The following is a 25,404-nucleotide window of genomic DNA, read 5'->3' on the forward strand; positions in this document are numbered from 1 at the left end:
GGGAATGGCGCATGAGTAGTTCCTTCCACCACCCCAGCTCGCTCGGCGATCGTGTCCTGCTCGGCGCTCGCCCGGCCGTTCGCGGGTGCGCGGACGAGCGACTGCACCAGATTTTCGAACAGCGGTGCGACACCTTGCGGGCAGCAGGCCACCCGAACCAGCTCGCCGTCGATGCCGACGACGTGACTCTCACCTACGACGAGCTGGACGCACGCGCGAACCAGCTCGCCCGGTACCTGCTGGCCCGGGGAGCCCGGCCGGGTGATCGCTTGGGGCTCCTGTTCGACACCGCGGTACCCGGGTACGTCGGCATGCTCGCCGTGCTGAAGATCCACGCGACGTACGTGCCGCTCGATCCGGGTTTCCCGCCCGACCGGCTCGCCTTCATCACTGAGGACGCTGGGGTTCGGCTGGTGCTCACCCTGTCCCACCTCCGCTCTCCGCTCCACCTTGCCGGGGTGGAGGCGTTGCCGCTGGACCAGGTGGCCGCCGAAGTAGCAGCAGAGCGCAGCGACCGGCTGTCCGACGTGGGACAGGCCGGCACCGCGGGGGAACTGTGCTACGTGATCTATACCTCGGGCACGACCGGGCGTCCTAAGGGCGTCGCGATCGAGCAGGCGAGCATCTGCAACTTCGTCCGGGTGGCCGCTGAGGTCTACGGTTACCGGCCGGAGGATCGCGTTTATCAGGGCATGACCATCGCGTTCGATTTCTCGGTCGAAGAGCTGTGGGTGCCACTGGCGGTGGGCGCCACGCTGGTGCCGAAGCCGGCGGGTAGCACATTGCTCGGACACGAGTTGTGGGAGTTCCTCACCACGCGGGAGGTGACTGCCCTGTGCGGCGTGCCGACCCTGCTGGCGACCATCGAGGACGACCTTCCCGGATTGCGCTTCCTGCTGGTCTCCGGCGAGGCCTGCCCGCGCGATCTCGTGGCCCGCTGGTACCGGCCGGACCGGCGATTCCTCAACGTCTATGGCCCTACCGAAGCCACTGTCACCGCCAGCTGGACCGAGCTGCATCCCGATCGGCCGGTGACGATCGGCGTGCCGTTGCCGACCTATGCGATCGTCATTCTCGACCCTGGCAAGGATGCGGCGCTGCCTCGTGGGAGTCACGGCGAGATCGGCATCGCCGGCGTCGGGTTGGCGGCCGGCTACCTCAACCAGGACGAGCTGACCGAAAAGGTGTTCATCCCCGACTTCCTCGCCATCCCGGACAACCCGTCGGGCAAGATCTACCGCACCGGCGACCTCGGCCGCATCACCGACGACGGGGAGATCGAGTACGCAGGGCGGATCGACAACCAGGTCAAGATCCGCGGCTACCGGGTCGAGCTCACCGAGATCGAGTCGCTCCTGTTGCAGATTCCCGAGATCGCGGCCGCCGTGGTGGCCACCCACGAGCCCGAACCTGGCTCGGCCGACCTCGTGGCCTACTACCGGCTCAGGGCTGGCGCGTCCGCGGAGCCGGGAAAGATCCGTGCCCGGCTGAGTGCTCACTTGCCTGCCTATATGGTTCCCGCCTATCTGGAGGAACTGCCTCGCTTTCCCGTGTTGCCGAGCGGAAAAGTGGATCGCAAGAGGCTGCCGGCCCCACGCTCCCGCGGCCGGGCGGCGGTCGCCAACCATGTGCCACCGAAGACGCAGACCGAACGCGTGATCACAGAGCTGATGGGCGCAGCGCTCGGCGCCGGCCAGGTCTCCGTGACCAGCGATTTCTTCCGCGACCTGGGCATGAACTCCCTGCTGCTGGGACGTTTCTGTTCGCTGGCGCGCAGACGCGACGACCTTCCGCCGATAGGGATCAAGGAGCTGTACCAGCACACGACGGTCGAAAACCTGGCGGCGGCGCTGCGGGAGGCTGAGCCCGGCGACTCAGGAACGGAGGAGCTTCCACCGCGGAGGGTGCACCGCTGGGAATACCTCACCTGCGGCGCGCTCCAGATGCTGTCATTTCTCGGCTATCTCTTCCTGGACGGGGCCGCGGGGTTCAGCGCCTACCGCTGGATCGGCACCGCGGACGGGATCGGGCAGATCTACGCGCGGGCCGCCCTGATGGGCGTTGCGGCGTTCCTCGGGCTGAGCCTCGTGCCGGTGCTGGCCAAGTGGCTGCTCGTCGGACGCTGGCAGCCGCAACAGATTCCGGTGTGGAGTATGACCTACTTCCGTTTCTGGCTGATTCGGACACTGCTGCGATTCAGCCCGCTCCAGCTCTTCGCTGGCTCACCGCTGTACGCCCTGTACCTCAGGACGCTCGGCGCGAAGGTGGGGCGGAACGTCGCGTTTCTCACCCATACCGCTCCGGTGTGCACCGATCTTCTCGTGTTCGGCGACGACGCGGTGATCCGGAAAGACACCAGCATAACCGCTTACCGGGCGCGGAACGGAGCGATCGAGACGGGGCGCGTCAGCGTGGGCCGCGGTGCCTATGTCGGCGAAGCCAGCGTGCTCGACATCAACACCTCGATAGGCGACGATGCCCAGCTCGGTCACAACTCCTGCCTGCTCAGCGGGCAATCGATACCCGCGGGCGAGCACTGGCACGGCTCCCCTCCGACGACGACCACCGTGGACTACCGCCGGGTCGCTCCCACCACCTGCGGGCTCGTCCGGCGCCTTGGCTACTCGGCGACCCAACTGGCCTTGCTGCTGCTGGTCTACCTCCCGGTGCTGATAGTGCTCACCGGAGGCTTCGGCCTGGACGTGGTCACCGGCCCGGCAACGGTCACTGATTCCGCCTTCTACCTCAAGACCTTCGACTACACGACCCTGTTCATGTATGGAGCCATCCTCACGGGGCTGTTGGCGGTGGTCCTCGTGCCGCGTCTGCTGAACATCGCCGTGCGGCCAGGCCATGTCTACCCCTTGTACGGCCTGCGCTATTCCCTCACGCGTTCGATCGAACGCATCACCAACGTCAGGTGGTTCAACCTGCTGTTCGGCGACAGCGCCTACATCGTGCATTACCTGCGCATGCTCGGTTACCGCATGCCCGGTGTCGTCCAGACGGGATCGAACTTCGGCGTCGAGCACAAGCACACCATCCCGTACCTCACCACGGTCGGCCAGGGGACGATGGTCTCCGATGGACTATCCGTGATCAACGCCGACTTCTCTAGCACTTCGTTCCTGGTGTCCGAAGCCGTCATCGGTCGGGACAACTTCCTCGGCAATGACGTCCACTATCCCGCGGGTGGCCGGACCGGAGAAAACTGCCTGCTCGCCACGAAGGTGATGGTGCCGTTGGACGGACCGGTGCGCCACGACGTCGGCCTGCTGGGCTCACCCCCATTCGACATTCCCCGCACTGTGGAACGCGACCGCCGGTTCGATGCGCTCAAGACCGGCGCGATGCATCGAGAGAGGCTGATGGCCAAATTCCGGCACAACACAGTGACCATCGTGTTCTTCCTGCTCACACGCTGGCTCGACCTGTTTCTGCTCGCTTTGTTGTTCGACGCGGCCGACCATGTGCAAGGGGGGTTCAGCCCTTTGGTCCTCGCCGGCGCGACCCTGCTGGCGCTGGTCTTCAACGTCGCCTACTTCGCCCTCGTGGAGCGCGCCGCCACCGGTTTCCGGGCGCTCAGCCCGCAGTTCTGCTCGATCTACGACCCGTATTTCTGGAAACACGAGCGGTTCTGGAAGCTCAGCCTCGGCAACTGGATCAACTTGTTCAGTGGCACCCCGGCCAAACCACTCATCTGGCGCCTGCTCGGCGTCCGGATCGGACGCCGAGTCTTCGACGACGGGTGTGACATTCCCGAAAGGACACTCGTCACCGTGGGCGACGACTGCATGCTCTCCGCCGAGGCGAGCCTGCAGTGTCACTCGCTGGAGGATGGCACCTTCAAATCCGGCCCGATCCTGCTCGGCCCCGGCTGCACCGTCGGCCAGCGCACCCTCGTCCACTACGGCAGCGTCCTGGCCGAGCGCACCCTCGTCGAGTCCAGCTCCTTCGTCATGAAAGGCACCGAAACCGTTCCCCGCTCCCATTGGCAAGGCAACCCGGCCCACGAGGTTCGCTCCCCGACCCGGCCGGCCGATGCCCGCCACCACGAGTAGCAGGTGAGCCGCTGACCACGTGGCTCCTCCGGAAGCCTTCCGAACCCACTGGCTCGACCAACACCAGCCAGCACTCATGTAGCTGGTGGACCACCAAGCGGTACCCAGCCAGACGGATCAGGCTGGGTCTCATCTGCCGGCGTACGGGCAGTACCAACAGGTCAAGATCCCTCGGGGCCATCTGCCGACGGCGGCGAGCCCGCACCGACGACGGCTGAGTGCCAGGGGGTCGCACAGTAGCTATCTCGGAAACCGAGTTCGTGCACCGCGTGACCACCCAGGGACACCTGCGCCTGCCCGCCCGGACTCGGCACTCCTGCCGCCTGGTCCCGGGGATCCTGTCCTGCTGGCCGCCTACCCCGCAGCGGGGTCCTCATCGTCCACCCGCCCGGTACGCTCGACGACCTGCTCCTCCCACTCCACCGCGCACTGCTGGCGGTGACCCCCATGACCCACCGCGGACTGTTCTTGTCGGGTTCTGACTCTCGTGAGTTGATCGGGAGGCACTTGGCCTGGTGGAGGTCCTTTTGCAGGTCGGCTTAGTTCACCCCATCGCGGGGTCAATCGCGCGAGACGTCGTTCAGGTGCGCCAGTTGACCGTCTTGGGGGCGGTCAGCAGGAGCGGCGGGAACCGGCGCGGGCGCCGGCCGAGAAGGCGGCGACACCGCCGCGGCGGGCGGGAGCACCACCGGAGGAGTTGTGGCCCGACCGGGACTTCGCGGCACCGGAGCGGCGCGGCTGGGACTCGGCGGCACCGCGACGGGCCTGGCCATCCCGAGACGTACCGGACCTCCCGGCACCACCCTCGCGAGGCCCGGTGGCGTCGGCCGAGCGGCGGCCCTGACCGGCGGACGCGCCACGGTTCTCGTCGGTCCGGGACTGACGGGACCGGCTTTCCGCGGCACCATGCCGCGTGTCACGGGCACCACCGGGCACGCCCCGGCCGGACACGATGGCGCGGTGTCACGAGCGGTCCACGTGCTGCCAGGTGAGGTCGCTGCTCAACTGGGTGAAGTCGCAGTACGCCCGTGGCGACATGCCGAAGCGCTTACGGAACTCGGTGATGAAGTGGGACGGGTTCGGGTAGCCGACTGCGCGGGAGACGCCGGCGACCGTGGCGCCGCCCGTCACGAGCAGCTCGCGGGCCTTGTTCAACCGCATCTCCTTGACGAACTGATACGGAGACCTCCCGGCCGTCTCCCGGAACTGGGCGGTGAACACCGATGGGCTCAACGACACGTGCTCGGCCAGGTCGGCGACCGTCAGCGGCTCGGCCAGGTGGGCACGCACGTACGCGACCACCCGGGTGACCGGGTCGTTGTTCTCTTGGTAGGAGGCGATCTGCAGGAGCCGGGCATACTGGTCGGCCTGCAGCACCCGGTAGACGATCTCGCGCAGATAGGCCGGGGCGAGCACCCGCCGGTCGGCGCCGCTCGACAGCGAACGCAGGAACCGCAGGACCGCGCCGAGCAGGTGGCGGTCGAGGGCGGACACGAAGGCCTGCCCGGTGCCTACCCCCATCGGCCGCGCCGCCCCCTCCGCTGCCCGCCGCCGCTCCAGCATCTCGACCGACACCGCCCGGACCGCTGCCGGATCGATCTGCAGGACGAAGGATACGAACGGCTTGGCCGCACTGGCCTCGACGATCTCGGCGGTGAAGTGCAGGTGACTGTTGAGCACCAGGTAGTGGAACGGGTCGTAGTGGTAGTGCACCCCGTCGACCGTCACGCACTTGCGGCCCTGCGCGACCACGCAGAGCGAGAGCGACTGCACTTCCTCCCAGGCGGGGGCGACCGGTCCGGCGAACCGGTAGACAGTCAGCCCGGGCCAGTCCGCGCTGTTGGCACCCAGGTCCGGCGCTCTCGCCAGCAGCTCCGCGACGAGATCGCCGGAAGTGATCCGCTCTTCAAGCGAGTTCGCAGCCTGCGTCATTGCACGCTCCCGGTCCGCTGCGATCGGCGCCGCCGTGGCCGCCGGCCCGTTCCGCAGCCTGTACTGTCCGCGAGCTATATTATATTGGACCTGCTCGATCACTCAGAGTCGTGAGAATGGCGCTGGTCAGCCGATCACCTCGAACCTGGCGACGCTCCGTTCCGCCAGCTCCGGCAGGGCCTCGCCGAGCACGTAGGACTTGAAGGTCTCGGTCTCACGGTGGTCGTCGTAACCGGACGCGTCGGTGTACTTCTCGTACAGCACGAAGGTGTCCGGATCCTCGGTGCTCACGTGCGCCTCGAACTGGAGCATCTTCTCCTCGGCGCGGTTGAGCGGTGCCACCGTCTCCAGGATCTTCCTGATGCGCCCGGCCCGGCCGGGCTTGGCCTTCCAGGTCGCGATGACCACGTGCGGCATGCTTCGTCCTTTCGTTCAGAAGTGGGTGAAGCCGATCGCACGCAACTGCTCGCGCCCGTCCTCGCTGATGTCGGCCGGGCGCCACGCCGGCAGCCAGGACCACTCGATCCGGAAGTCGCGCACGAGGCCGCCGGTGCCCTCGAGCAGTACCGTGCGGATCTGGTCCTCCATCACCCTCGTCAGCGGGCAGGCGGCCGAGGTGAGGGTCATGGTGATGGCCGCGGCACCGTCGTCGTCCACCTGGACGTGTCGCACGAACCCCAGGTCCACGATGTTGACGCCGAGATCCGGGTCGATCACCTCGTACAGGGCCTCGCGAACCGCTCGGGCCCTGGCGTCCGGCGGGCCGGGCTTCGGCGCGGTGGGCGGAAGGTCCTCCAGCCGAGCCGGCTCCGGAGCGAGCTTGCCGGGAAGACCGTGCAGCCCGGCCGGCTCCAGTGAGAGCCGCACGTCGGAGGTGGGGCTGCTGATCCAGTCGGCCTTTCCGTGCGCCTTGCGGCGAACGCGGACGATGTCCTCGCCCTCCCGCGCCTCGCCGCCGACCACGACCAGCTGCTCGGGGCCGAGCCCGGCCCTGGCCAGTGCCTTGTCGATCAGGCGCGCCAGCGGTTCACAGGTCCTGCCGGGGCCGAGCCTCAGCTTCGCCACGGCCTGGATGGCCGCAAGGCCACGGACCGACTCGAGCGCGGCACGAGCCTCCGCCGCGGGGACCCGGAGCTGCTGCTCGTGGACTGTCAGCACTGCGGCAGTGGTCATGGTGTTTCCTCTCCGGTCGTGGATCAGACTCGGGCGGCCGCCCCGCGGGTCCGTGGCACCAGCCGCTTGAGCGGGACCGACTCGTCCCGCAGCTGCTCGGCGCTCACCTGGTGCGGCTCGAACAGCAGGCGGCGCACCGCCAGCACGTCGGCGGGCCGGTTCAGCGAGATCACGCCCCGGATCCGGTCGCCGACCAGCGAGAAGGCGGAGAAGCTCCGCTCCTCCAGCGAACCGCGGATCACCAGTGCGCTCAGGTCGTGCGGCCGGCCTGCCGCCTGCAGACTGTGCTCGTACTGATCCGACCAGAACCAGTACGTGTCGGCGTGTCCCTCGTCCGCGTCGGTCAGGGTGGCGGCGACGTTCGCACCTTGCCGCACCGCGTTGTCGTGGTGCTCGACGCGGATTCGCCCGCGGTAAACCGGGTGGTACTGGGCCGCGACGTCCCCGATCGCATACACCCCGGGCGCCGTCGTCCGCCCGTACTCGTCGACCAGAATCCCGTTTCCGGTGGCCAGCCCGGCCTGGGCGGCGAGCTCGACATTGGGCTCGGACCCCACGCTCACCAACACCAGATCGCATTCCACCCGGTGGCCCAGGTTGGTGGTCAGCAGCAGGCCGTCCCCGGTGTGTACCAGCGAGGAGACGTACTCCCCCGCGCGGACTTCGACGCCGTGCTCCCGGTGGATCTCCGTCAGAACGGCCCCGATCGCCGAGCCGAGCGCCCGCTCCAGCGGGGTACCGGCCGGTTCGAAGACCGTCACCTGTTTGCCGAGCCCGGCCGCGGTGGCGGCGACCTCACAGCCCACGAACCCCGCACCGAGAACGACAAGACGCTGTGACCGCGCCAGCTCGGCGTGCAGTCGCCTCGCGTCGGCCGCGGTGCGGAGGTAGTGCACGCGCTCGCCGTCGAACCCCGGCAGCGACCGTGGCCGCAGGCCGGTCGCGAGCACCAGCGCGTCATAGGCCAGCAGCTCACCGCTGGACAGCGTCACCGAGCGGGCGACCGGATCGATCGATTCGGCCCGGACGCCCAGCCGCAGTTCGATCTCCTGCTCGGCGTACCACCCGGGCTGCCGGGCGTGCAGCTCGCCGAAGTCCGTGCTTCCGGCGAGGAAACCCTTCGACAGCGGGGGCCGCTCGTACGGTGGGTCCGGTTCCTCACCGACCAGCAGGATCTCGCCGTCGAACCCGCGGCCGCGCAGGTGGGAGGCGGCCGACGCGGCTGCGACGCCGCCTCCCACGAGCACGCAGCGCTGGCCACTCATCCGACGTCCACCAGGATCATGCCGTCCTCGCTCACCCGGCACGGGAACCCGCTCAGGCGGCAGTTGTCCGGGTTGACGCCGTGCCCCTCGAGGGCGTCGAACACCCACATGTGGCGCACGCAGGTGATCTCCCGCCCGTCGAAATCACCCTCGTCGAGCGCCCACGCCTGATGCGGGCACCTGTTCTCGTACGCCCGGATCTCACCGTCCACATTGACCAGAAGGACCTTCTTCCCACCGATCTCGACGCCCTCCATCTCGCCTTCCCAGAGGTCGTCGAGCGCCATGGCCTCCTGCCACTGACCGGTCATCGCGCTGCTCATCGCAACCCCTCGAACACCCGCGCGTGGAAGGCCTCGCGTGCGGCGCGGGCACCGGCCACCACCTCGCCGGCGTCGCGACCGCGCTCCGGGCGGTTCTCGAGCAGCCTGCCCAGCCCGGAAGCGGCGTCATCGGCGATCGGGGTCCAGCGCCGGATCCAGCGCCGCAGTGCGTCCGCGCTGCTGGCCTGCTGCCCCACGCAGAACGACACCAGCGCTGCGCTCCAGCGGTTGCGCCGTGCGTTGTCCGCCTGCAGGAACGAGGCCAGCAGCCACGAAAGCTGGTCGCCGTTGTCCCGGCAGACCTCCCGGAACTGGCGGATCAGCACGTCGTCCAAGGTGGGCGCGAGAACCAGGTTGAGCGCGGTGAACGCCTCGCCCCAGTCGTAGGCGATCAGCGCCTTCTCGATCGCCCGCCGGGCCGGTTGCCAGCTCTCGTCGGTCTCCCAGACCCGCCGCTCGGCCTCGCCGATCCCCGAACCGGGGTGGGCGAGCTGCAGCTCCTTGGTGCGGTAGGCGGTGAGCGTGACCCGTCGCAGGAAGTCCGCAGCGGCGAACCCCGCGGCGTTCGTGATGTAGGACGTCGGCGCCATGTACCCGATGTAGGCCTCGATCTGCTGACAACCGTGCACCAGGTACCGGGACGGCGTGAACATCGCGCCCAGCAACGCCAACTGCCCCGGAGACAGCGTCCGGTCCGCCTCGGCCTGGGCGTATTCGTCGAGCACGCCACCGGTCTTCGCTTCGGCCTCGGCCTGCATCGAAACGTAGGCGCGGTAGGTCAGCGCGTCCGGGTCGCGGAACTGCTCCCAGTCCTCGGCCTTGAGCGGCGAGTTCTCCCGGTAGGTGAGGAACCACAGGTTCGCCGGCGACGACGGGTTCTGCTCGAACGCGGCGAGCCGGTTGGACCGGGTCGTCCAGTTCTGCGCGTGGGTCACCACCTCGTACTCGCTCGGCATCCTGCGGACGTCGCCGAACGCGCTGAACGTGCGGCGGGGGCGCGGTTTCTTCGCCGGAACGGTCATCGGGTCACTCCTTTCCCGCCAGGGCGTCGCGACGAGCGGACACCTTCTCCCAGGTGATCGAGTCGCTGGTGGTGATGATCCGGCCGTTGAACGAGGACATGATCGCCTCGAGCGAGCGGATCGCGTAGTCCGCACCGAGGTAGGCGCGCAGGGTTTCCTGGGTGAGCGTGATGCGGTCCTCTCCTTGCACCCGGACGTAGGAGCCGCGGTCGATGACCTCGATCTCCTTCCCGGGGTTGTCGTCCTCGATCGCCGCGACGACCTTGTCGATCTCGTCGCCCATCCGCAGGATGGGCCCGACCGGGTTCCTCATTTCGCTCCCTTCGGCAGGTCGTACTCGACGCGGACGTGATCGTGCGGCACGATTCCCGCCTCGGCGACGGTCAGTTCCGGGGGAAGGCGCCGGCCGCGATGGAAGACCACCTTCTCGTAGGCCAGGGCCCGCACCCGCTTGCCTTCGACGTGGTGCGCGACCGCGGCGGCGACCTCGCGGATGGTGTTCGCGGTGGTGACCGGCACCAGGATCTGGACGAAGTCGGTGGCGAAGATCGCGTTGAGCGGCACCAGCTGCGGTGGCTGGTCCTGCAGGTCGCGTTCGGTGGTGGCGCTCTCGGTCATGACTCCTCGCTCTTTGCCGACGTCAGGGCGAGACCGGTCGCGGGCCGGCCGACGTAGTCCCTGGTCCAGGCCGCGTAGTCCGGGTCATCACCCATCACGTCCGGGGTCAGGCCCATGTAGCCGAGGATGCCGCCGACATCCATCGGCTGGATCTGGCCGGCCAGGAACCGGTCGATCACCGTTTCGTGGTTGACGTTGTCCCGGTCCTTCCACCAGATCTGCCGACAGGCATTGGTGCAGAAGTGATACGTCTTGCCGTCGTAGTTCAGCGGCCAGTCACGCACCCGCCAGGTGCCGTCGCGGGACTGCGTGGCGTTGCACGCCGGCAGGTGGCACATGCTGCACAGCCAGGGCAAGGTTTCCGGCAGGGTCGCCTCGACGTTGTTGGCGTTGATGTTGTCGATGATGACGTCCCACTTGTCGCCGTAGACCTTCTCCCAGTTGGGGTACTTCTCCTGCAGCCACTCGCGTTCGTCCTTGCTGACCCCGGCCTTCGGGCGCCACCAGATGGTCGGCCGCCAATACCACAGGCCCATGTGCAGCGCGTGGTGCCAGGTGTCCAGGCCGCGCATGAACTCGTCCCAGAACCAGGGCTTCTTGAGCCCGTAGTCCTCAATGGTCCGGATGTACTGGTCGACGATCCACTCCTCCATGAACTCCCGGTAGGACTGCTTCCGGTGTTCCAAGGGGGTGTAGTAGTCCATCGCCGGCCCGGTCAGGGCGGCGAAGGCGCGCGCCGAGCCCCAGAAGCTCTTCTCGATGACCCACTGCGCGCGCACCGGGTCGTGCTCGACGAGGATCTCCATCGTCGGCCCACCCTGCTGGGAGTGGCGCGCCTCGTCGGTCTGGATCGAGGAGATCATGTTCGCGAAGTTGACGTCCCCGGACTGCAGCGCGTCGGCCGACAACGCGACGAACTGGAGGTTGGTGAAGCCGGTCTCGAAGGTGAACGGCAGCTCGATCGCCAGGTCGACCACGTTCGGTGCGATCATCATGCCGTCGAACAGGTTCCGCAGCGAGATCGGCACCCAGTCGTTGGTGTGAAAGGTCTTCTGCGTCCAGTCGTACTGCGGGTCCTTACTGATGAACTCGTGCCCGAAGAACGTGGTGATCTGCGCGTGCCGCAGCTCGTCCAGCACGCCGAACGCGGCCATGTTCCGCCAGGCGCCGTTGAGCCCGAACCGCGCCATCTTCAGCTCGCCCAGTACCGCGGCGTACTCAACGAGGGCGACACCACCGAAGTGCATCTTGGTGGAGGACTTCCAGCCTTCGTCGAGAGTCTCGAACGCGCTGGACCGCTGCAGCGCCGCCTTCACCGCATACGCCGCGGACTCCTTGTCGCGCTGGGTAGCGACGTACTCGGGGTAGGTGACCTTGTAGTCCTCTTCCCACTTCAGCCAGGCCTCCCGCGGCACCTTGCCCGTGCCGCTGTGCCACTCGGGGAAGACCGCCTCATCGTCGACGTAGCTGTAGGTCCAGTCCACTTCGCGGACGAAGTGTTGCCACTCTTCTCGCTTCAGCAGGCTCATCTGGTCGTCGTTCCTTTCTCAGTCGACTTCGAGGTGCCCGAGCTGGGTGTTGATACCGGCGTTGTTCCAGTAGGCCTTCACCTTGTCGATGAGCCCCGTCTCGTCGACGTGGAAGATGAACAGGTGGGGTTCGCAGAACTTCTTGCCCTGCGGGGCGGCCAGCGCCCAGGCGATCTGTTGCGTGCCACCGATGTCACAGGTCACCACGACGTCGCCGTGCTCGTTCGCGTCGATGGTGTGCACCTCGTTGAACAAGTCGGGAAAGGAGTTGATCAGACCGGTCCAAATGACCTTGCCGATCGTCTGGACCTTCCCGTCACCCCGCAGCACTCGTTGCTTTCCCCACATCTCGAAGGGGACGTAGGAGAAGTCCGCGTTGTCGGTGCACTTGTCGACCATCGCTTCCACGTCGTGGTTGCGGTAGGCGTCGAAGAAGTCGGAGACGACCTGAGCGGCGGTCCGGCTCCGGCTGGTTGGTTCCGTGGTGGTCATCTTTGTCCTCACACGATCGCGATCTGGTCGACTCGTTTGACGGCGAGACGCCGGTAGAGCTGGCCCTGGCACCAGTACACGTCCACCGCGGTGATCCGGCCACCCACGACGGTGAACCGCCACGCCTCGTCCAGGTCGAGGTGCTTCTTCTGGTTGACAACGCCGAGGTAGTCACGAGCCTGGGTTCCCTCGACCTTGAGCTCAACGGTGACCACGGCGTCTGCCGGGATGACGTTGAGCACGGTCAGCCGTAGGTCGGGGAACGCGGCCACGATTTCGCTCAGCAACCCGCGCAGATCGTCGAACCCTCCCGCTCGCAGATCGATCGGGAACACGTCGACATCGACGGCACTGTCCACCACGGACATGGCGGACTCCACATCACCGAGCCGGAACGCGGTGAGGAAGGCCTGTACGGTCTTTTCCGGTGTCATGTCCACTTCGTTCCGCTCCTGGGACTCGGTCTGGTGGTGGTTCCGTCTGAACAACTTCATCGGATGCCCAGCGCCTTCAGTACGGCGTCGGCCGTCGCCTCGGTCGAACCCGGGTTCTGACCGGTGATCAGGTTGCGGTCGACCACGACGTGCGAGACCCATGCCGAAGGGGCGTCGTCGAACACCGCTCCGGCGTTCTTCAGCGCGGCATCCAGGTACCACGACATTCCGAGCCGCCCCGGCGCCGTCTGGTCCTCTTCCTCGTCCGTGAAGCAGGTCATGCGGTGACCGTCGAACAGCCACTGGCCGTCCTCACGCTCCGGCGCGGACAACAGCAGCGCCGGACCGTGACACAGGGCCGCGATCGGAGCGCCCTTGTCGTGCAGGATCTTCAGCAGCCGGCCTGCGTCCGGGTTGTCCGCCAGGTCGACCATCGGGCCGTGCCCGCCGGGGGCGAACACCGCGTCGAACTCGTCGAGCCGGTCGTCGCTCAGGTCCGCGAGAGAAACGGGGTCGCGGAAGCCGGGGATGGCGTCGAGCTTGCGCTTGCGCTCGGCGGACAGCGCGCGGGCGGCCTCGTCGAGCTCGTCCGCGGCGGCCTGGATCTCCGCCGGCGACAACCCGCCGCCGAGCTTCCCGGTGACCATGACCTCGGTCAGTTGACGGTCCTCGCGCCATGCGATCTTCGCCGCCTTGCTCACCAGTGCGTGCGCCTCGGCGGGAGTGGCCCCGCGTTCCTTGAGCCGTTCGGCGATCCGGCGTCCGGCCACCAGACCCAGCTCGGTGGTCTGGTGCAGGGTGATCCGGATGTCGTCCGGGTCGTGGTGGAAGGTGCGGGTCACCGAGGCGAAGAAATCCATGTCCTCTTCGGGATAGTGGAAGAAGTGCTCGAGCCCGTAGGAATCCGCCGTCGGTGGCCGGCCGTCGGGGGTGATGACGACGACATCGGCTCCCGCCGCGACGAACCTTTCGTAGGGTTTGATGGCCTCCTCGGCGAAATAGCCGGTGGGATGGGCGGCACCGTCGGCGAGAACGATCTCACTGGCACTCGAGACCAGGTAAGCGATACGGGGCATGTCAACTCCTGTCCAGCGGCTTCGGCGACCGTTGAGGCACGGTATCCAGGGTGTGACCCACGCCGCATCGAAGATTCCTGCGGGAGTTGTGCGGATTTCGGCATGCGCCGGCGCGTGTGCGGGATCCTGCTGAGCTGTGCCGGGTTCCGGGCCGAGATCGCCGAGGGACGGTGCCGCACGGTTACGGTCGGTTCGGGTTTCCCCGGCGCGACGGGGCCCGTAGACCATTCCGATCAGAAAGGCTCTTCATGACGTGCGTACTGTTCGCCGTGTCCGGCGTCGACTACTGGACCCTCGCCGACGGCACCAAGCATCCATGCGGGTTCTGGCCCGAGGAACTGGCCGTCCCGCACAAGGTCTTCCGCAAGGCCGGTTTCGACCTCACGATCGCCACTCCCGGCGCCGCCGTGCCCACCGCCGACGAGGCCGGCTTCACGGCGGCCATGAACGGCGGTTCGGAGGAACCCGGCGCACGCTTCCGCGCCTACCTCGACAGCATCGCCGGCGAGCTTCGTGCGCCCGCCGACCTGGACCAGGCGGACGTCAGGGACTTCGACCTCGTCTTCGTGCCCGGTGGGCACGGCCCGATGGAGGACCTCGCCGTGTCCGAGGCGTTCGGCGCGCTGGTGCGCGAGTTCACCGACGCGAGCAAACCCGTCGCGGCCGTCTGCCACGGGCCTGCCGCCTTGCTGCCCGCACACGACGGGACCGGCGAGTGGGTGTTCGCCGGCCGCCGGATAACCGCTTTCAGCAACGAGGAGGAGGCACAGGTTGGCTTCGCCGACAAGGCCGCCTGGTGCCTGGAAGACCGGCTCGTGAGCGCGGGCGGGAGGTTCGAGCAGAGCGGCGCCCCCTGGCAGCCGCACGTCGTGGCGGACGGCAACCTCTACACCGGACAGAACCCGGCCTCCTCCGCTCCCCTCGCCGAACGGCTTGTGGCCGAGCACGCAACGCTCGGCGCCGCCCGCTGACCCGGTGCCGGGATGCCCGGGCACCGGGCAATCCCGGCACCGGCCTCACATCTTCTGCACACGCAGATCGTGCTTGAGCGAGTCCAGATCGCAGTAGGCACGCGGGGTGGCGCCGAAGCGGTCGCGGAACTCGTTGATGAAGTGCGAGGTGCTCGAGTAGCCGACGGCGCGCGACACCTGGGTCACGCTCAGCCTGCCCTCGATCAGCAACTCCCGGGCACGGTTGAGCCGCATCTCCTTCACGAACTGATACGGCGACTTTCCCGTCACGTCCCGGAACAGGTGCGAGAACGCCGACGGGCTGAGCGCAACCCGCTCCGCCATGTCACTCACCGTCAGCGGTTCCGAGATGTTCTCCTGGACGTAGGAGATGACCTTGCTGACCGGGTTGCTCGCCACCTCCGTGGCCGCCACCTCCAGCAGCCGGGCGTACTGCTCGGCCTGCAGCACCCGGTACACCATCTCCTGAAGGTAGACCGGCGCCAGCACCCGGCGGTCCGGGCCGGTGTCCGTGGCGCGGAGGAACCGCATCGTCGCGCCCATGAGGCTGCAGTCGAGCGGCGTCACGAAAGCGCTCTCGGGTTTTCCCTGTGACGAGCGGCCGAACGTCGTCGTGCGGCGGTCAAGGATGTCTGCCGAGATCCGCCGCACCAGGGCCGGTTCGATCTGCAGCACCAGCGACAGGAACGGCTTGGCCGGGGTCGCTTCGAGGATCTCGGCGGTGAAGTGGCGGCTGCTGCTCAGCACGAGGTAGTTGAACGGGTCGTAGACGTACCGCGTGCCGTCGACCACGACGCACTTGCGGCCCTGCGCGATGATGCACAACGACAGTGACTTCACCTCGTCCCAGTGGGGCGAGGTCGGCTGGGTGAACCGGTACAAAGTGAGTCCGGGCCAGCCGCCCGCGTTGCCACCGAGCTCCGGCGTCCGGGCCCGGATCTCCGCAAGGAGGTCTCCCGAGGTGTTGGTCTCGTCAAGCGGGTGAAGCACGTCAGTCACAGTCGTGTCCCTCCGGCGTCATCGACGGATACGAGGCCGGCCTCGGCGGTGCCGCTCAGACCACACGTGCGTGGCCGGTGACCCCACGTTACGACAGCGCGGCTGGGGTGACGATGCGGATAACTGCTGAATTGCTGCGGATTCCGCCGACGCCGCGACCCCCGGAGCACGAACCTCAGGACCGCCGGGCGCCTGCCTGCCTGCCTGCCTGCCTGCCTGCCTGCCTGCGGAGACTGTGCGCGGAGTTGATCGTCGGCAACCGCCGAGACGAGAATGCGGGCAAAGCTGAATGGGCACATTCGCAGCAGGATTCCGCATACGCACCGAGCCCGATGGCGGCTAATGTTCTTCCCGAAAGACGCTGTCACCGTCTTGAGGTTGTCGAGTTGATCCACCTGGGGTGCCGGTCTCTTGACGCACATAGCGGCCTCCAGAAGACGAAGAGGTATTGATGAGCATTGAGAACCGCCCGAAGATCGAGGGCGTCCACCACTTTTCGCCGACCGTCACCGACATCGACCGCAGCATTGAGTGGTACCAGCGCGTCTTCGGCCTCGAACGCGTTCCGGTCAAATTCCCGCATTACGAGGACGAGGACGCGGGATACGCCGTTCTGCTGACCGACCCGCACTCCGAAATCGCCTTCGGGCTACACCACCATGACGGGAACAGCGGCGAAAGCTTCGACGAGCGACGCACCGGACTCGACCACATCGCGTTCTCCGTGGCCGGCCTGGACGAGCTGACCTCGTGGGCGGCCTGGCTGGACGAGTTGGGTGTCGACCGATCGCCCATCACCGAGCTGAACGAGCCGTTCCATTACTACGTTCTGGTGTTTCGGGACCCCGACAACATCCAGTTGGAGCTCTTCGCCCTGGTTTAAGCCACGGCACCGCCTGGTCCAGTTGTTTCCGCCACGCTACTCCGCGTTCTGCGTGGTGACCCTGGCACCACGCAGAACGCTTCGGACGGCCGAAGGAGGCCTTCATGCCCGCCGATCACGATGCCGGATTGGCTGCCCTGTCGTTCGAACCGCTGACCCCGACCGCATACCTCGACCGGGCGGCCACGGCGCACGGTGACCGGGTCGCGGTCATCGACGGCGACCAGCGCTGGACGTACGCGGAGCTGCACCGTCGCTGCCGGCAACTGGCAGGGGCACTCCACCCGCTCGCGGACGGTCGTCCGGTCGCCGTGCTCGCCCCCAACACGCACGTACTGCTGGAGGCGCATTTCGGAGTGCCCTGGGCCGGTGTACCACTGGTCGCGATGAACACCCGCCTGTCGGCGAACGAAATCGGTTACATCCTTACCCATTCCGAGGCCGCGGTACTCGTCTACGACCCGGCATCCGAGCCCCTGGTCCGCGACGCGCTCGCACGGACGAACACCCCGCCGATCACGATCAAGGCAGGGGCACAATACGAAAAGTTGCTCGCCGGTGCCACTCTTCGCCACGGGAAGATCGACGACGAGCTGTCCCTGTTGTCCATCAACTACACCTCCGGAACCACCGGCACACCGAAGGGTGTGATGTACCACCACCGTGGTGCCTACCTTCAGGCACTGGCAATGGTGGGCCACACCGGCCTGTCGCCGTCGGCGGTGCACTTGTGGACGTTGCCGATGTTCCACTGCAATGGCTGGTGTTTCCCGTGGGCGGTGACCGCCGCTGCCGCCACCCATGTGTGCCTGCCGAAGCCGGCTCCTGCCGAGGTGTGGCGGCTGATCCGCGAAGAGGGAGTCACGCATCTCAACGGCGCACCGACCGTGCTTTCGATGCTGGCGTACGCACCGCAGGCCGGTCCGGTCGGGACGACCGTGCGGGTGGCGACGGGAGGATCGCCGCCGAGCCCGGCGATCCTGCGCCGGATGGGCAAACTCGGCTTCGAGGTCACCCATCTCTACGGGCTGACCGAGACTTTCGGCCCCGCCATGATCTGCGACTGGCGACCGGAGTGGAGTGTGCTCGACGCCGGTACACAGGCCCGGTTCAAGGCACGGCAGGGTGTCGGGAACATGATCTCGTGCCGGGTACGCGTGATCGCCGAAGACGGCTCTGAGGTAGCCGCGGACGGGCGAACGCTGGGCGAGATCACCTTGCGGGGAAACAATGTCATGCTGGGCTACTTCAAGGACGAGCTCGCCACCAAACACGCTGCCCCCGACGGCTGGTTCCGCACGGGCGACCTCGGGGTGGTGCATCCCGACGGCTATGTCGAGCTGCGTGACCGGAGCAAGGACGTGATCATTTCCGGCGGGGAGAACATCGCCTCCGTCGAAGTGGAGCAGGCGATAGCCGAACATCCGGCGGTGCTCGAGGTGGCGGTCGTCGCCAAGCCCGACGAACGCTGGGGCGAAGTGCCAGCCGCCTATGTGACGCCGCACGAAGGAGCCGTCATCACCGAAAGCGAGCTGATCGCGTTCGCCCGGGAACGGCTCGCCCATTTCAAGGCGCCGAAAACGGTGGTTTTTGGCCCCTTGCCCAAGACTTCCACCGGCAAGATCCAGAAGTACGTGCTGCGGCAGGCGGCCTCGGCCGGTTCGGCACAGCGGAGCCGATGAGCGCGGTCACCCCTTCCGGAGTGGACAGCGGAGACGAGCGCAGCGGTGTCTTCGTGGACCGCTCCCGCCCTGGCAACCGCTTTCGATCGCGTTCGCCTTGTACACCGGTGTCTTCAGGAGCTTCGCTGCGGTGAGGTGAGCGCGCTCAGGGACGCGCGATCCCCGGTTCGCGGGCCGGGAGTCCTCGCAGCAGGGTGTCGAGGAAGAGGTCGAACCTCGGGGCGCTCGGGCCGAGGCGCAGCGGATTCTCCTGGGACGCGAGCCAGCTGACCAGCGAGGTCATGAAGATGTAGTAGCTCTGTTCGGCGAGGTCCTCGCTGACCCCGGCGTTGAGGAATGCCGTGACGATGGCGGTGCGAAGCCGGGCGGCGGAGTGGGCGTTGTGCGGGTGTGGCCGAGACAGGTGTGTGGCGTAGCCGGGGAGCGCGAGGAACTGGTCGTGCATGTCCCACGCGACGCGCGCCAGCCAGGGCCGCCAGGCCGACCCCACGGCCTCTCCAGGGCGAAGTATTCGATCGACGAGGGTCTCCCCGATGAGATCGAAGAGTTCGTCCCGGTTCGTCACCCAGCGGTAGAGCGCACTGTGGCTGACGTTGAGTCGTCCGGCCAACTCCCGCATGGTCAGGGTGTCGAGGTTACCGGCGGAGGACGCGGCCTCGACGATCTGTTCCCGGCTGATCCGAGCCGGCCGACCAGGCGACCGACGCGCCCCAGCCGCAGAAGCCATGACCGAATCATACGGTGCGGCCGGTCAGTGCGAGGCCTGCGTCGATCGACCACCAGCACCCGACAGGGCGGCGAACGCCGCGCCTATTAGTTGCCAACGGTCACTAATTGCGGCTAACGTGGACGCACCGAGGCTGTCCGACAGCACGAGGTGGAGGAGTACCGATGACAGAACCCGACGTACGGGGCACCGTGGCAGCAGGGTTCGAGCCTGTACGGGATGAGTTCGCGGCGATCCTGGCCGGCGAGGGCGCAGACCTGGACGCACAGGTGGCTGCCTGCTATCGCGGCGAGCTGGTGGTGGACTTGTGGGCCGGGACGGAAGCCACGGGCGAGTCCCTGCTGGGCATCTACTCCGCCGGCAAAGGGGTGGCCCACCTGGTCGTTGCCCTGCTCGTACAGGACGGTGCGCTGGACCTGGACCAGCGGGTCAGCCACTACTGGCCGCAGTTCGGGGCAGCGGGCAAGCGCGAGATCCTGCTGCGCGAGCTTCTGTCCCACCAAGCCGGATTGGTAGGGGTGAACAGCGGATTCAGCATGGAGGAACTCGCCGAGGACCAGTTCGTCGCCGAGCGCCTCGGTGCTCAGCGCCCGCTCTGGCGGCCCGGGAGCGCGTCCGGCTACCACGCCCTGGTGATGGCGGCACTGAGCGGGGAGGTCGTGCGCCGTGTAACCGGAGCGACCGTGCAGAGCTTGTTCGCCACGCGCCTGCGGGACCCCTACAAGCTCGACCTGCACCTGGGGTTGCCCGCCGACCAAGAGCACCGCTTCTTGTCGGCCCAGCCCATGGTGGCCACCCCGGAACGGCTTCGTGATCTCGCGGCGACCGCGACCGCCCCGGACAGCCTCAACGGCATCGCGTTCAACCGCCACCACCCGGAGAACCGCGAGGTGTGGGAGCTGCCGAACCTCCCGGTGGTGAGGTCTGCGGGGCCGGCCTCGTTCGGCGGCATCGGCACGGCCCGCGCCCTGGCCAAGCTCTACTCGGCCGTCATCGGCACCATTGACGGGCTCCCTCCGCTGCTCACACCGGACACTGCGGCCGCGTTCGCGCAGATTCAGTACGCCGGCTGGGATCTCGTGCTGCGACAGCACAAGGCATGGGCAGTCGGCTTCCACCCCGTTTCCGAGCTGTATCCCAGTCTCGGGGCAGGCGCCTTCGGGCACAGCGGGGCAGGAGGCCAACAGGCACTGGTCGACCCGCGCCATGAACTGTCCTACGCCTTCCTGCGCCGCCGCTTCCTCTATCCGCCGCAGGCCGACGCCGACCACAACCGCATCCTGCGAGCCCTGCGCGCCGCGACCGAAACGACCCGCTAGTCCCGGGTCCCCCGCGCCGTCTCGAGCACGCGTGTCGTGTTCGTCCAGCGCCATCAGCACAGAAACTCCGTGCGGACGACCTGCCGTCGCACGTCGCACGCCCGGCCGTCCGGGTGGTCCGCGAAGCTCTCCGCGAGGAAGTCCGGGCACGCCGATCAGAACTGATCTGAACCCGGTCGCCCGCGGCGAGGTTTCCGCGGTCGAGGGTGTTGCCGTAGCGGTGGTGCTTCTGCAGCCCCTCCCCCGGCGCCGCCAGTGGGACCGGACTGCCGAGCGGAAGGCTGCCTGGTGAACGCCTGAGCAGGTATCAGGAGACGCCGCGGAAACCGCAGGTCAGCGCCTTTCTCCGGCTATCTCGGCGTGCTGCCCGCCGTCCTGAACCACCCCCGGCGCCGCTTTCGCGTCTTGACTGCCGACGCGCGATCAAGCTAGTGTACCGATCGGTCAGTTAGTGGCGGGCGTCACGTGACGGCCGGTGTCGGAAACCTGACGTTCACAAGCCAGACATGACCAGACAACGTCCAGCTGTCCGAACGACGACCTCGAGACCCCAGCGGTCCGGCATCAAGTCCGGAGGTCGGAAGGGAGAAGCGTGGCCCAATATCAAATAGGCGTCGACATGGGAGGCACCTTCACCGACGCCGTGGTCATCGACGAAAGCGGCAATCTCTGGGCGGACAAGGCGTCAACGACTCCGGATCATCTGCTCGACGGTTTGGTGGGCGCGCTCGAGGCAGTCGCCACCCAAGTTGGCGTGTCGCTGGACGTCCTGCTCGCGGGGTGTGGCCGGTTCGTGCATGGCACCACGATCGTGACGAACAGCATCGCCGAGCTGCGTGGTGCCCGCGTCGGCGTCCTGGCCACCGAGGGTTTCGGCGACTCGCTGCGGATCGCCCGGTCACCGCGTTCCGACGCCCGTGATCATCACGATCAGCTCAACGTGCCGGACATCGCGCCGCGCGAGGCGATCTTGGAGGTCCCGGAGCGGGTCAACAAGCGTGGCGAAATCGTGGCAGCACTGGACTTGGACGCCTGTGAAAAGGCGATCCGCCACCTTGTCGAAGTACAGCAGGTCGAGTCCATCGCGGTCACGTTCCTGTGGTCGTTTCTCAACGACACACACGAACAACTGGCCGGCGAACTGATCGGCAAGCTCTTCCCGGATGTGCACGTGAGCCTGTCTTCGCGCATCTATCCGATGATCCGCGAGTACGAAAGGTCCGTCACCACCGTGCTCAACGCGTTCACCGCGCCGAAGGTGGCGCGCTATGTGGACGAGATGACCGAGGCGTTGACGAGGCGCGGTCTGCGGGTGCCGGTGGCGTTCATGCAGGCATCCGGCGGCAGCCTCAGCGCGGAAGAAGCGCGTGAGGTGCCGATCGTGCTGCTGGACTCGGGCCCGGTCGGCGGTGTGGTCGGGGCCAACGAGCTGGCCAAGGAGCTCGGGATCCCGAACGTGATCACCGGCGACATGGGTGGCACCAGCTTCGACACCTCGGTGATCGCGGACAACCGACTGACGATGAGTGCCCGGTCCTATGTGCAGAAGCTGCTCACCGGACTGACCAAAGTGGACGTGGTGGCGATCGGCTCCGGTGGAGGCAGCATCGGCTGGGCCGATCCGCGTGGCCTGCTGCAGGCAGGCCCGCAGAGTGCCGGCGCGGACCCCGGCCCGGTCTGCTACGGCCGCGGCGGCGACCAGCCGACCGTCACCGATGCGATGGTATCGCTGGGATTCATCGATCCGGACTACTTCCTCGGTGGCCGGGCGAAGCTGCTGAAGGATGCCTCCGATGAGGCGTTCAGGCGGCTGGGCAAGCAGGTCGGCATGTCGCTGGAGGAGACCGCGGCCGCGATGTACCGGGTGGTCGTGGCGTCGATGTCCAACGCCGTCCGCGGCATCACCGTCGAGCGTGGGCACGACCCGCGGGTGTTCACCTTCTTCGCCTACGGGGGCGCGACGCCGTTGTTCCTGGTCGACATCTGCCGGGAGCTCGGCATCAAGCAGGCGTTGGTGCCCAACGCTTCCGCGGTGTTCTCGGCCAGCGGGCTGCTGGCCTCCGACGACCTCCGCGTGCCCTCCAAGAGCCGGTTCTGGACGCCGGGGCAGCCCGTCGACGACGTCAACGCGGTGCTGGGCGATCTGGAGGATTCGGCGAGGCAGAACCTGCGCACCAGCGGTTACGCCGACGACGAGATCGTGGTTCAGCGCTTCGGCGACCTGAAGTTCCAGGGCCAGATCTTCGAGCTCACGGTGCCGCTGCCCGACCACGAGGTGGATCAGGCCTCGCTGGAAGAGCTGGCGGAGCGCTTCCCGGAGATGTACGAGGCGGAGTACGGCCCGGGCACCGCGTGGGTCGACGCCGGCGTGGTGATGATGGCCGTGCGCGTGGAGGCCAAGGCGAGCACCCGCAAGTACCGCTACGAGGGCGGTTCCGTCGCGAACACCGCCGGTGGCGAGGCGGAGAAGGCGAACCGCACGGTCACCCTGCCCGCGACCGGGGAGCAGATCACCATCCCGGTCTTCGACGGGGACCTGCTCGCGGTCGGCCGGGAGGTCAGCGGGCCCGCCGTGATCGAGAAGAAGCAGACCACGATCTTCCTTCCGGAGGGGTCGCGCGGGGTGCTCGACGCCAGCCGGAACCTCCTGATCGACACCCTCCTGTGACCTGGAAACCCGCTCTGTCCGAAAAGAGGCGTCAAGGATGACCGCTGCGGAACAAGAAGTCGATCTCGTCACGGCCGAGATCATGCGTCAGCAGTTGTACAACATCGCCCAGGAGATGGGCACCGTCATGATCCGGACCTCCGGTGACCCGATCGTCACCGAGGCGGTGGACTTCTCCACGTTCATCGCCGACCCCGAAGGCGGCATCATCGCCTTCTCCGGGTACATGACCTGGCATGCCGGCCCGGCCCGCAAGTCGGTCCAGCACATTCTGGCCAGCGTGCCACGGGACGAGATCTATCCCGGGGACGCGTTCATCTGCAACGATCCCTACACCACCGGGGCCTGCCATCCGCCGGACGTCGGGATCGTCCGGCCGATCTTCTTCGAAGACGAGCTGGTGGCGTGGTGCTGGTCGGAAGGGCACATCCTGGACGTCGGCGGGATGTCCCCCGGCGGTTTCGCGCCCGCGGCGATCGACTGCTACGGCGAGGCGTTGCGCTTCCCCGGCATCAAGTTCATGGAGAAGGGCAAGGTCTCCGAGGACGTCCGGCGGCTGATCGACGCGAACTTCCGGCTGGCCTCCCGCAACTACAACGACCTGCGGTGCTTTCTCGCGGCCACCTCGGTCGGCGAACGCCGGGTGATCGACCTGATCGCCCGGCACGGGCTGGCGGACTTCCGCCGTTACGTGGACGTCAACACCAGTCTTTCCGAGCAGACGCTGCGTGACCGGATTGCCAAGCTGCCGAACAAGACAGTGGTCGGCAAGGAGAACATCGAGCACAACGGCCACGCCAACGACGTGTTCACCGTGCAGTGCGCGATGACCGTCGAGGACGGCGTCATCGAGCTGGACTTCACCGGCACGGACCCGCAGACCGACGGGTTCGTCAACATCGCCGAGGGTGCGATGTGGGGCGTCGCGGTGACCCCGCTGATGCTCATGCTGGCCCCGGACGTGGCGTTCAACGAGGGATTCTTCAAGTGCCTGCGGATGAACCTCCCCGAGGCGTCGCTGGTGAACGTGCAGATGCCGGCGCCGTCGTCGTCCGGGCACATGGAAACCGGCATGCACGTGATGAAGCTGCTCACCCGGATGCTGTCGGAGCTGATGGCCGAAAGTGACGACCCGTTCGTACGCTCACATGCGATGGCACCGTTCCACGACGGCTGGATCGGCGGGGTGTTCGCCGGTGCCGACGACGACGGCAACCAGTTCGTCATGCTGGACATGAACGGCGGCGGTGCCGGTGGCGGTGCGCAGACCATTGTGGACGGTATGGACGCGGCGGGAACCCTGACACAGGTCAGCAACGGGCTGCCGGACATCGAGCTGAACGAGCTGAGCTTCCCGGTCCATTACCTGTGGCGGCGGCTGAACACCAATTCCGGCGGGCCCGGCCGGTTCCGCGGCGGGCAGGGCATCGACTTCGCCTGGACCTCGGACGGCGTGTCGCTGGGCTACGAAACGGTGTTCTCCTCCTGCTGGCAGATCCCGCCGGCCGGGGTCGACGGCGGGTTCCCCGGTTCCACCAGCGGATACCAGCTGATCACGAACACCAACGTGGTCGCGCTCACCGCGGACCGGAAACCGCTGAACCGCGAGTCCATCACCGGGGACGTCGTGGATCTGGACGGCAAGCAGGCCAACGTCCCGGTCCGCAGGGGTGACGTGTTCATCCAGTTCGAGGGCGGCGGCGGTGGCCTCGGCGACCCGCTCACCCGCGACCCGCGCCTCGTCGCCGCCGATGTGCGAGACCGCTACATCGACCGGGCCGTAGCGGAGACCGTGTACGGCGTGGTGTTCAAGGGCGACAGCCTCGACGCGGACAGTGCGGCCACCGAGCGGCACCGCGCGGACATCCGCAAGAAACGGCTCAGCGAAAGCACGCCGGGCGTCGCGAAGCGGCCGAGCCGGCCGTCCGGCGGGGCGGGGCGCCCCGTCGGGTTCTCGCTGACGCTGGTCTCCGGTCAGGGCGGCACGGTGTATTGCTGCCAGCAATGCGGCGAGCCGCTTGCGGAGGCCGGCCAAGACTGGCGCAAGGCCTGTGCGCGAAGGGACCGGCCGGCGCACGAGGCGGTGTCCGAGCAGGGCGGCTGGGCGAGGGAGCGAACCGAAGCTCCCAAGGTGTTCGTCACCGAATTCCTCTGCCCCGGTTGTGGCGCTGCCCTCAACGTCAGTACCGACGTCCGCTGAGCCGGCCCGCCGCCGCCTTCGCCTGTCACC

General features: G+C 67.5%; 21 protein-coding genes. 7 read left to right on the forward strand and 14 right to left on the reverse strand.

The window, feature by feature from the left end; translation table 11 throughout:
- Positions 1 to 11: 11 nt before the first annotated feature.
- Complete coding sequence (locus LWP59_RS25930) at positions 12 to 4,061, forward strand: Pls/PosA family non-ribosomal peptide synthetase (protein ID WP_144638103.1); 4,050 nt, start codon at positions 12 to 14, stop codon at positions 4,059 to 4,061.
- A gap of 963 nt (positions 4,062 to 5,024) precedes the next feature.
- Here the strand turns inward: LWP59_RS25930 and LWP59_RS25935 are convergent.
- From LWP59_RS25935 to LWP59_RS25990, 12 genes are all read right to left on the reverse strand, one after another.
- Positions 5,025 to 5,993, reverse strand: coding sequence for an AraC family transcriptional regulator (locus tag LWP59_RS25935; RefSeq protein WP_144638105.1), 969 nt, complete (start codon positions 5,991 to 5,993; stop codon positions 5,025 to 5,027).
- Positions 5,994 to 6,119: 126 nt separating this feature from the next.
- Entirely contained in the window at positions 6,120 to 6,410 is a 291-nt protein-coding gene (locus LWP59_RS25940) for a putative quinol monooxygenase (RefSeq protein WP_144638107.1), read from the reverse strand.
- Positions 6,411 to 6,425: 15 nt separating this feature from the next.
- Complete coding sequence (locus tag LWP59_RS25945) at positions 6,426 to 7,166, reverse strand: iron-sulfur cluster assembly protein (protein ID WP_144638109.1); 741 nt, start codon at positions 7,164 to 7,166, stop codon at positions 6,426 to 6,428.
- Between the two features lie 23 nt (positions 7,167 to 7,189).
- Positions 7,190 to 8,431, reverse strand: a complete 1,242-nt coding sequence (locus tag LWP59_RS25950; protein ID WP_144638111.1) for an NAD(P)/FAD-dependent oxidoreductase — start codon at positions 8,429 to 8,431, stop codon at positions 7,190 to 7,192.
- Positions 8,428 to 8,754: a Rieske 2Fe-2S domain-containing protein gene (locus LWP59_RS25955; protein WP_186383222.1), complete on the reverse strand. Its 327-nt coding sequence runs from the start codon at positions 8,752 to 8,754 to the stop codon at positions 8,428 to 8,430. The genes LWP59_RS25950 and LWP59_RS25955 overlap by 4 nt, the downstream gene beginning before the upstream one ends.
- Positions 8,751 to 9,776 (reverse strand): ferritin family protein, encoded by a 1,026-nt coding sequence (locus LWP59_RS25960; protein ID WP_144638113.1) that lies wholly within the window; start codon positions 9,774 to 9,776, stop codon positions 8,751 to 8,753. The genes LWP59_RS25955 and LWP59_RS25960 overlap by 4 nt, the downstream gene beginning before the upstream one ends.
- A gap of 4 nt (positions 9,777 to 9,780) precedes the next feature.
- Entirely contained in the window at positions 9,781 to 10,089 is a 309-nt protein-coding gene (locus LWP59_RS25965) for an MmoB/DmpM family protein (protein ID WP_144638114.1), read from the reverse strand.
- A complete protein-coding gene (locus LWP59_RS25970; RefSeq protein WP_144638116.1) occupies positions 10,086 to 10,394 on the reverse strand; it encodes a toluene-4-monooxygenase system B family protein in 309 nt (102 codons plus the stop codon). Before LWP59_RS25970 ends, LWP59_RS25965 begins: the two co-directional genes overlap by 4 nt.
- Positions 10,391 to 11,923: a ferritin family protein gene (locus LWP59_RS25975; protein ID WP_144638118.1), complete on the reverse strand. Its 1,533-nt coding sequence runs from the start codon at positions 11,921 to 11,923 to the stop codon at positions 10,391 to 10,393. Before LWP59_RS25975 ends, LWP59_RS25970 begins: the two co-directional genes overlap by 4 nt.
- Before the next feature lie 18 nt (positions 11,924 to 11,941).
- Positions 11,942 to 12,415, reverse strand: a complete 474-nt coding sequence (locus LWP59_RS25980; RefSeq protein ID WP_144638119.1) for a nuclear transport factor 2 family protein — start codon at positions 12,413 to 12,415, stop codon at positions 11,942 to 11,944.
- 8 nt (positions 12,416 to 12,423) lie between these two features.
- Positions 12,424 to 12,909 carry a nuclear transport factor 2 family protein gene (locus LWP59_RS25985; protein ID WP_144638120.1) on the reverse strand — a complete coding sequence of 162 codons (486 nt, stop codon included), beginning with the start codon at positions 12,907 to 12,909 and terminating at the stop codon, positions 12,424 to 12,426.
- Complete coding sequence (locus LWP59_RS25990; protein WP_144638121.1) at positions 12,906 to 13,925, reverse strand: type 1 glutamine amidotransferase domain-containing protein; 1,020 nt, start codon at positions 13,923 to 13,925, stop codon at positions 12,906 to 12,908. Before LWP59_RS25990 ends, LWP59_RS25985 begins: the two co-directional genes overlap by 4 nt.
- A 248-nt stretch (positions 13,926 to 14,173) precedes the next feature.
- Here LWP59_RS25990 and LWP59_RS25995 point away from each other — a divergent pair, with 248 nt between their 5' ends.
- Entirely contained in the window at positions 14,174 to 14,896 is a 723-nt protein-coding gene (locus tag LWP59_RS25995; protein WP_144638122.1) for a type 1 glutamine amidotransferase domain-containing protein, read from the forward strand.
- 45 nt (positions 14,897 to 14,941) lie between these two features.
- On the opposite strand, the gene LWP59_RS26000 is transcribed toward LWP59_RS25995, so the two are convergent.
- Positions 14,942 to 15,895 carry an AraC family transcriptional regulator gene (locus LWP59_RS26000; protein ID WP_144638123.1) on the reverse strand — a complete coding sequence of 318 codons (954 nt, stop codon included), beginning with the start codon at positions 15,893 to 15,895 and terminating at the stop codon, positions 14,942 to 14,944.
- 451 nt (positions 15,896 to 16,346) lie between these two features.
- On the opposite strand from LWP59_RS26000, the gene LWP59_RS26005 reads away from it, so the two are divergent.
- Positions 16,347 to 16,778, forward strand: coding sequence for a VOC family protein (locus LWP59_RS26005; protein WP_144638124.1), 432 nt, complete (start codon positions 16,347 to 16,349; stop codon positions 16,776 to 16,778).
- Positions 16,779 to 16,882: 104 nt separating this feature from the next.
- The gene (locus tag LWP59_RS26010; protein WP_186383223.1) at positions 16,883 to 18,460 is read left to right on the forward strand and encodes an AMP-binding protein; all 1,578 of its coding nucleotides are present in this window, start codon (positions 16,883 to 16,885) and stop codon (positions 18,458 to 18,460) included.
- Positions 18,461 to 18,605: 145 nt separating this feature from the next.
- On the opposite strand, the gene LWP59_RS26015 is transcribed toward LWP59_RS26010, so the two are convergent.
- Positions 18,606 to 19,187 (reverse strand): TetR/AcrR family transcriptional regulator, encoded by a 582-nt coding sequence (locus tag LWP59_RS26015; RefSeq protein WP_144638125.1) that lies wholly within the window; start codon positions 19,185 to 19,187, stop codon positions 18,606 to 18,608.
- A 164-nt stretch (positions 19,188 to 19,351) separates the two neighbouring features.
- Between LWP59_RS26015 and LWP59_RS26020 the strand changes: the two genes are divergently transcribed.
- From LWP59_RS26020 to LWP59_RS26030, 3 genes are all read left to right on the forward strand, one after another.
- The gene (locus tag LWP59_RS26020; protein WP_144638127.1) at positions 19,352 to 20,506 is read left to right on the forward strand and encodes a serine hydrolase domain-containing protein; all 1,155 of its coding nucleotides are present in this window, start codon (positions 19,352 to 19,354) and stop codon (positions 20,504 to 20,506) included.
- 619 nt (positions 20,507 to 21,125) lie between these two features.
- Positions 21,126 to 23,174, forward strand: a complete 2,049-nt coding sequence (locus LWP59_RS26025; RefSeq protein WP_144638129.1) for a hydantoinase/oxoprolinase family protein — start codon at positions 21,126 to 21,128, stop codon at positions 23,172 to 23,174.
- Positions 23,175 to 23,211: 37 nt separating this feature from the next.
- On the forward strand, positions 23,212 to 25,374 hold the full coding sequence (locus tag LWP59_RS26030) for a hydantoinase B/oxoprolinase family protein (RefSeq protein ID WP_144638131.1): 2,163 nt from the start codon (positions 23,212 to 23,214) through the stop codon (positions 25,372 to 25,374).
- The last annotated feature ends 30 nt before the right edge of the window (positions 25,375 to 25,404 follow it).

This window comes from Amycolatopsis acidiphila, from assembly GCF_021391495.1.
GTDB classification, from domain to species: domain Bacteria; phylum Actinomycetota; class Actinomycetes; order Mycobacteriales; family Pseudonocardiaceae; genus Amycolatopsis_E; species Amycolatopsis_E acidiphila.

Coding starts and splice junctions, on each gene's coding strand:
- LWP59_RS25990 (WP_144638121.1), bottom strand. CDS start 13,925: ATGCCCCGTATCGCTTACCTGGTCTCGAGTGCCAGTGAGATCGTTCTC.
- LWP59_RS25995 (WP_144638122.1), top strand. CDS start 14,174: ATGACGTGCGTACTGTTCGCCGTGTCCGGCGTCGACTACTGGACCCTC.
- LWP59_RS26025 (WP_144638129.1), top strand. CDS start 21,126: ATGGGAGGCACCTTCACCGACGCCGTGGTCATCGACGAAAGCGGCAAT.
- LWP59_RS25935 (WP_144638105.1), bottom strand. CDS start 5,993: ATGACGCAGGCTGCGAACTCGCTTGAAGAGCGGATCACTTCCGGCGAT.
- LWP59_RS26020 (WP_144638127.1), top strand. CDS start 19,352: ATGACAGAACCCGACGTACGGGGCACCGTGGCAGCAGGGTTCGAGCCT.
- LWP59_RS25975 (WP_144638118.1), bottom strand. CDS start 11,923: ATGAGCCTGCTGAAGCGAGAAGAGTGGCAACACTTCGTCCGCGAAGTG.
- LWP59_RS25955 (WP_186383222.1), bottom strand. CDS start 8,754: ATGAGCAGCGCGATGACCGGTCAGTGGCAGGAGGCCATGGCGCTCGAC.
- LWP59_RS26010 (WP_186383223.1), top strand. CDS start 16,883: ATGCCCGCCGATCACGATGCCGGATTGGCTGCCCTGTCGTTCGAACCG.
- LWP59_RS26015 (WP_144638125.1), bottom strand. CDS start 19,187: ATGGCTTCTGCGGCTGGGGCGCGTCGGTCGCCTGGTCGGCCGGCTCGG.
- LWP59_RS25980 (WP_144638119.1), bottom strand. CDS start 12,415: ATGACCACCACGGAACCAACCAGCCGGAGCCGGACCGCCGCTCAGGTC.
- LWP59_RS25965 (WP_144638114.1), bottom strand. CDS start 10,089: ATGAGGAACCCGGTCGGGCCCATCCTGCGGATGGGCGACGAGATCGAC.
- LWP59_RS26005 (WP_144638124.1), top strand. CDS start 16,347: ATGAGCATTGAGAACCGCCCGAAGATCGAGGGCGTCCACCACTTTTCG.
- LWP59_RS25940 (WP_144638107.1), bottom strand. CDS start 6,410: ATGCCGCACGTGGTCATCGCGACCTGGAAGGCCAAGCCCGGCCGGGCC.
- LWP59_RS25950 (WP_144638111.1), bottom strand. CDS start 8,431: ATGAGTGGCCAGCGCTGCGTGCTCGTGGGAGGCGGCGTCGCAGCCGCG.
- LWP59_RS25930 (WP_144638103.1), top strand. CDS start 12: ATGAGTAGTTCCTTCCACCACCCCAGCTCGCTCGGCGATCGTGTCCTG.
- LWP59_RS25970 (WP_144638116.1), bottom strand. CDS start 10,394: ATGACCGAGAGCGCCACCACCGAACGCGACCTGCAGGACCAGCCACCG.
- LWP59_RS25985 (WP_144638120.1), bottom strand. CDS start 12,909: ATGAAGTTGTTCAGACGGAACCACCACCAGACCGAGTCCCAGGAGCGG.
- LWP59_RS26030 (WP_144638131.1), top strand. CDS start 23,212: ATGACCGCTGCGGAACAAGAAGTCGATCTCGTCACGGCCGAGATCATG.
- LWP59_RS25960 (WP_144638113.1), bottom strand. CDS start 9,776: ATGACCGTTCCGGCGAAGAAACCGCGCCCCCGCCGCACGTTCAGCGCG.
- LWP59_RS25945 (WP_144638109.1), bottom strand. CDS start 7,166: ATGACCACTGCCGCAGTGCTGACAGTCCACGAGCAGCAGCTCCGGGTC.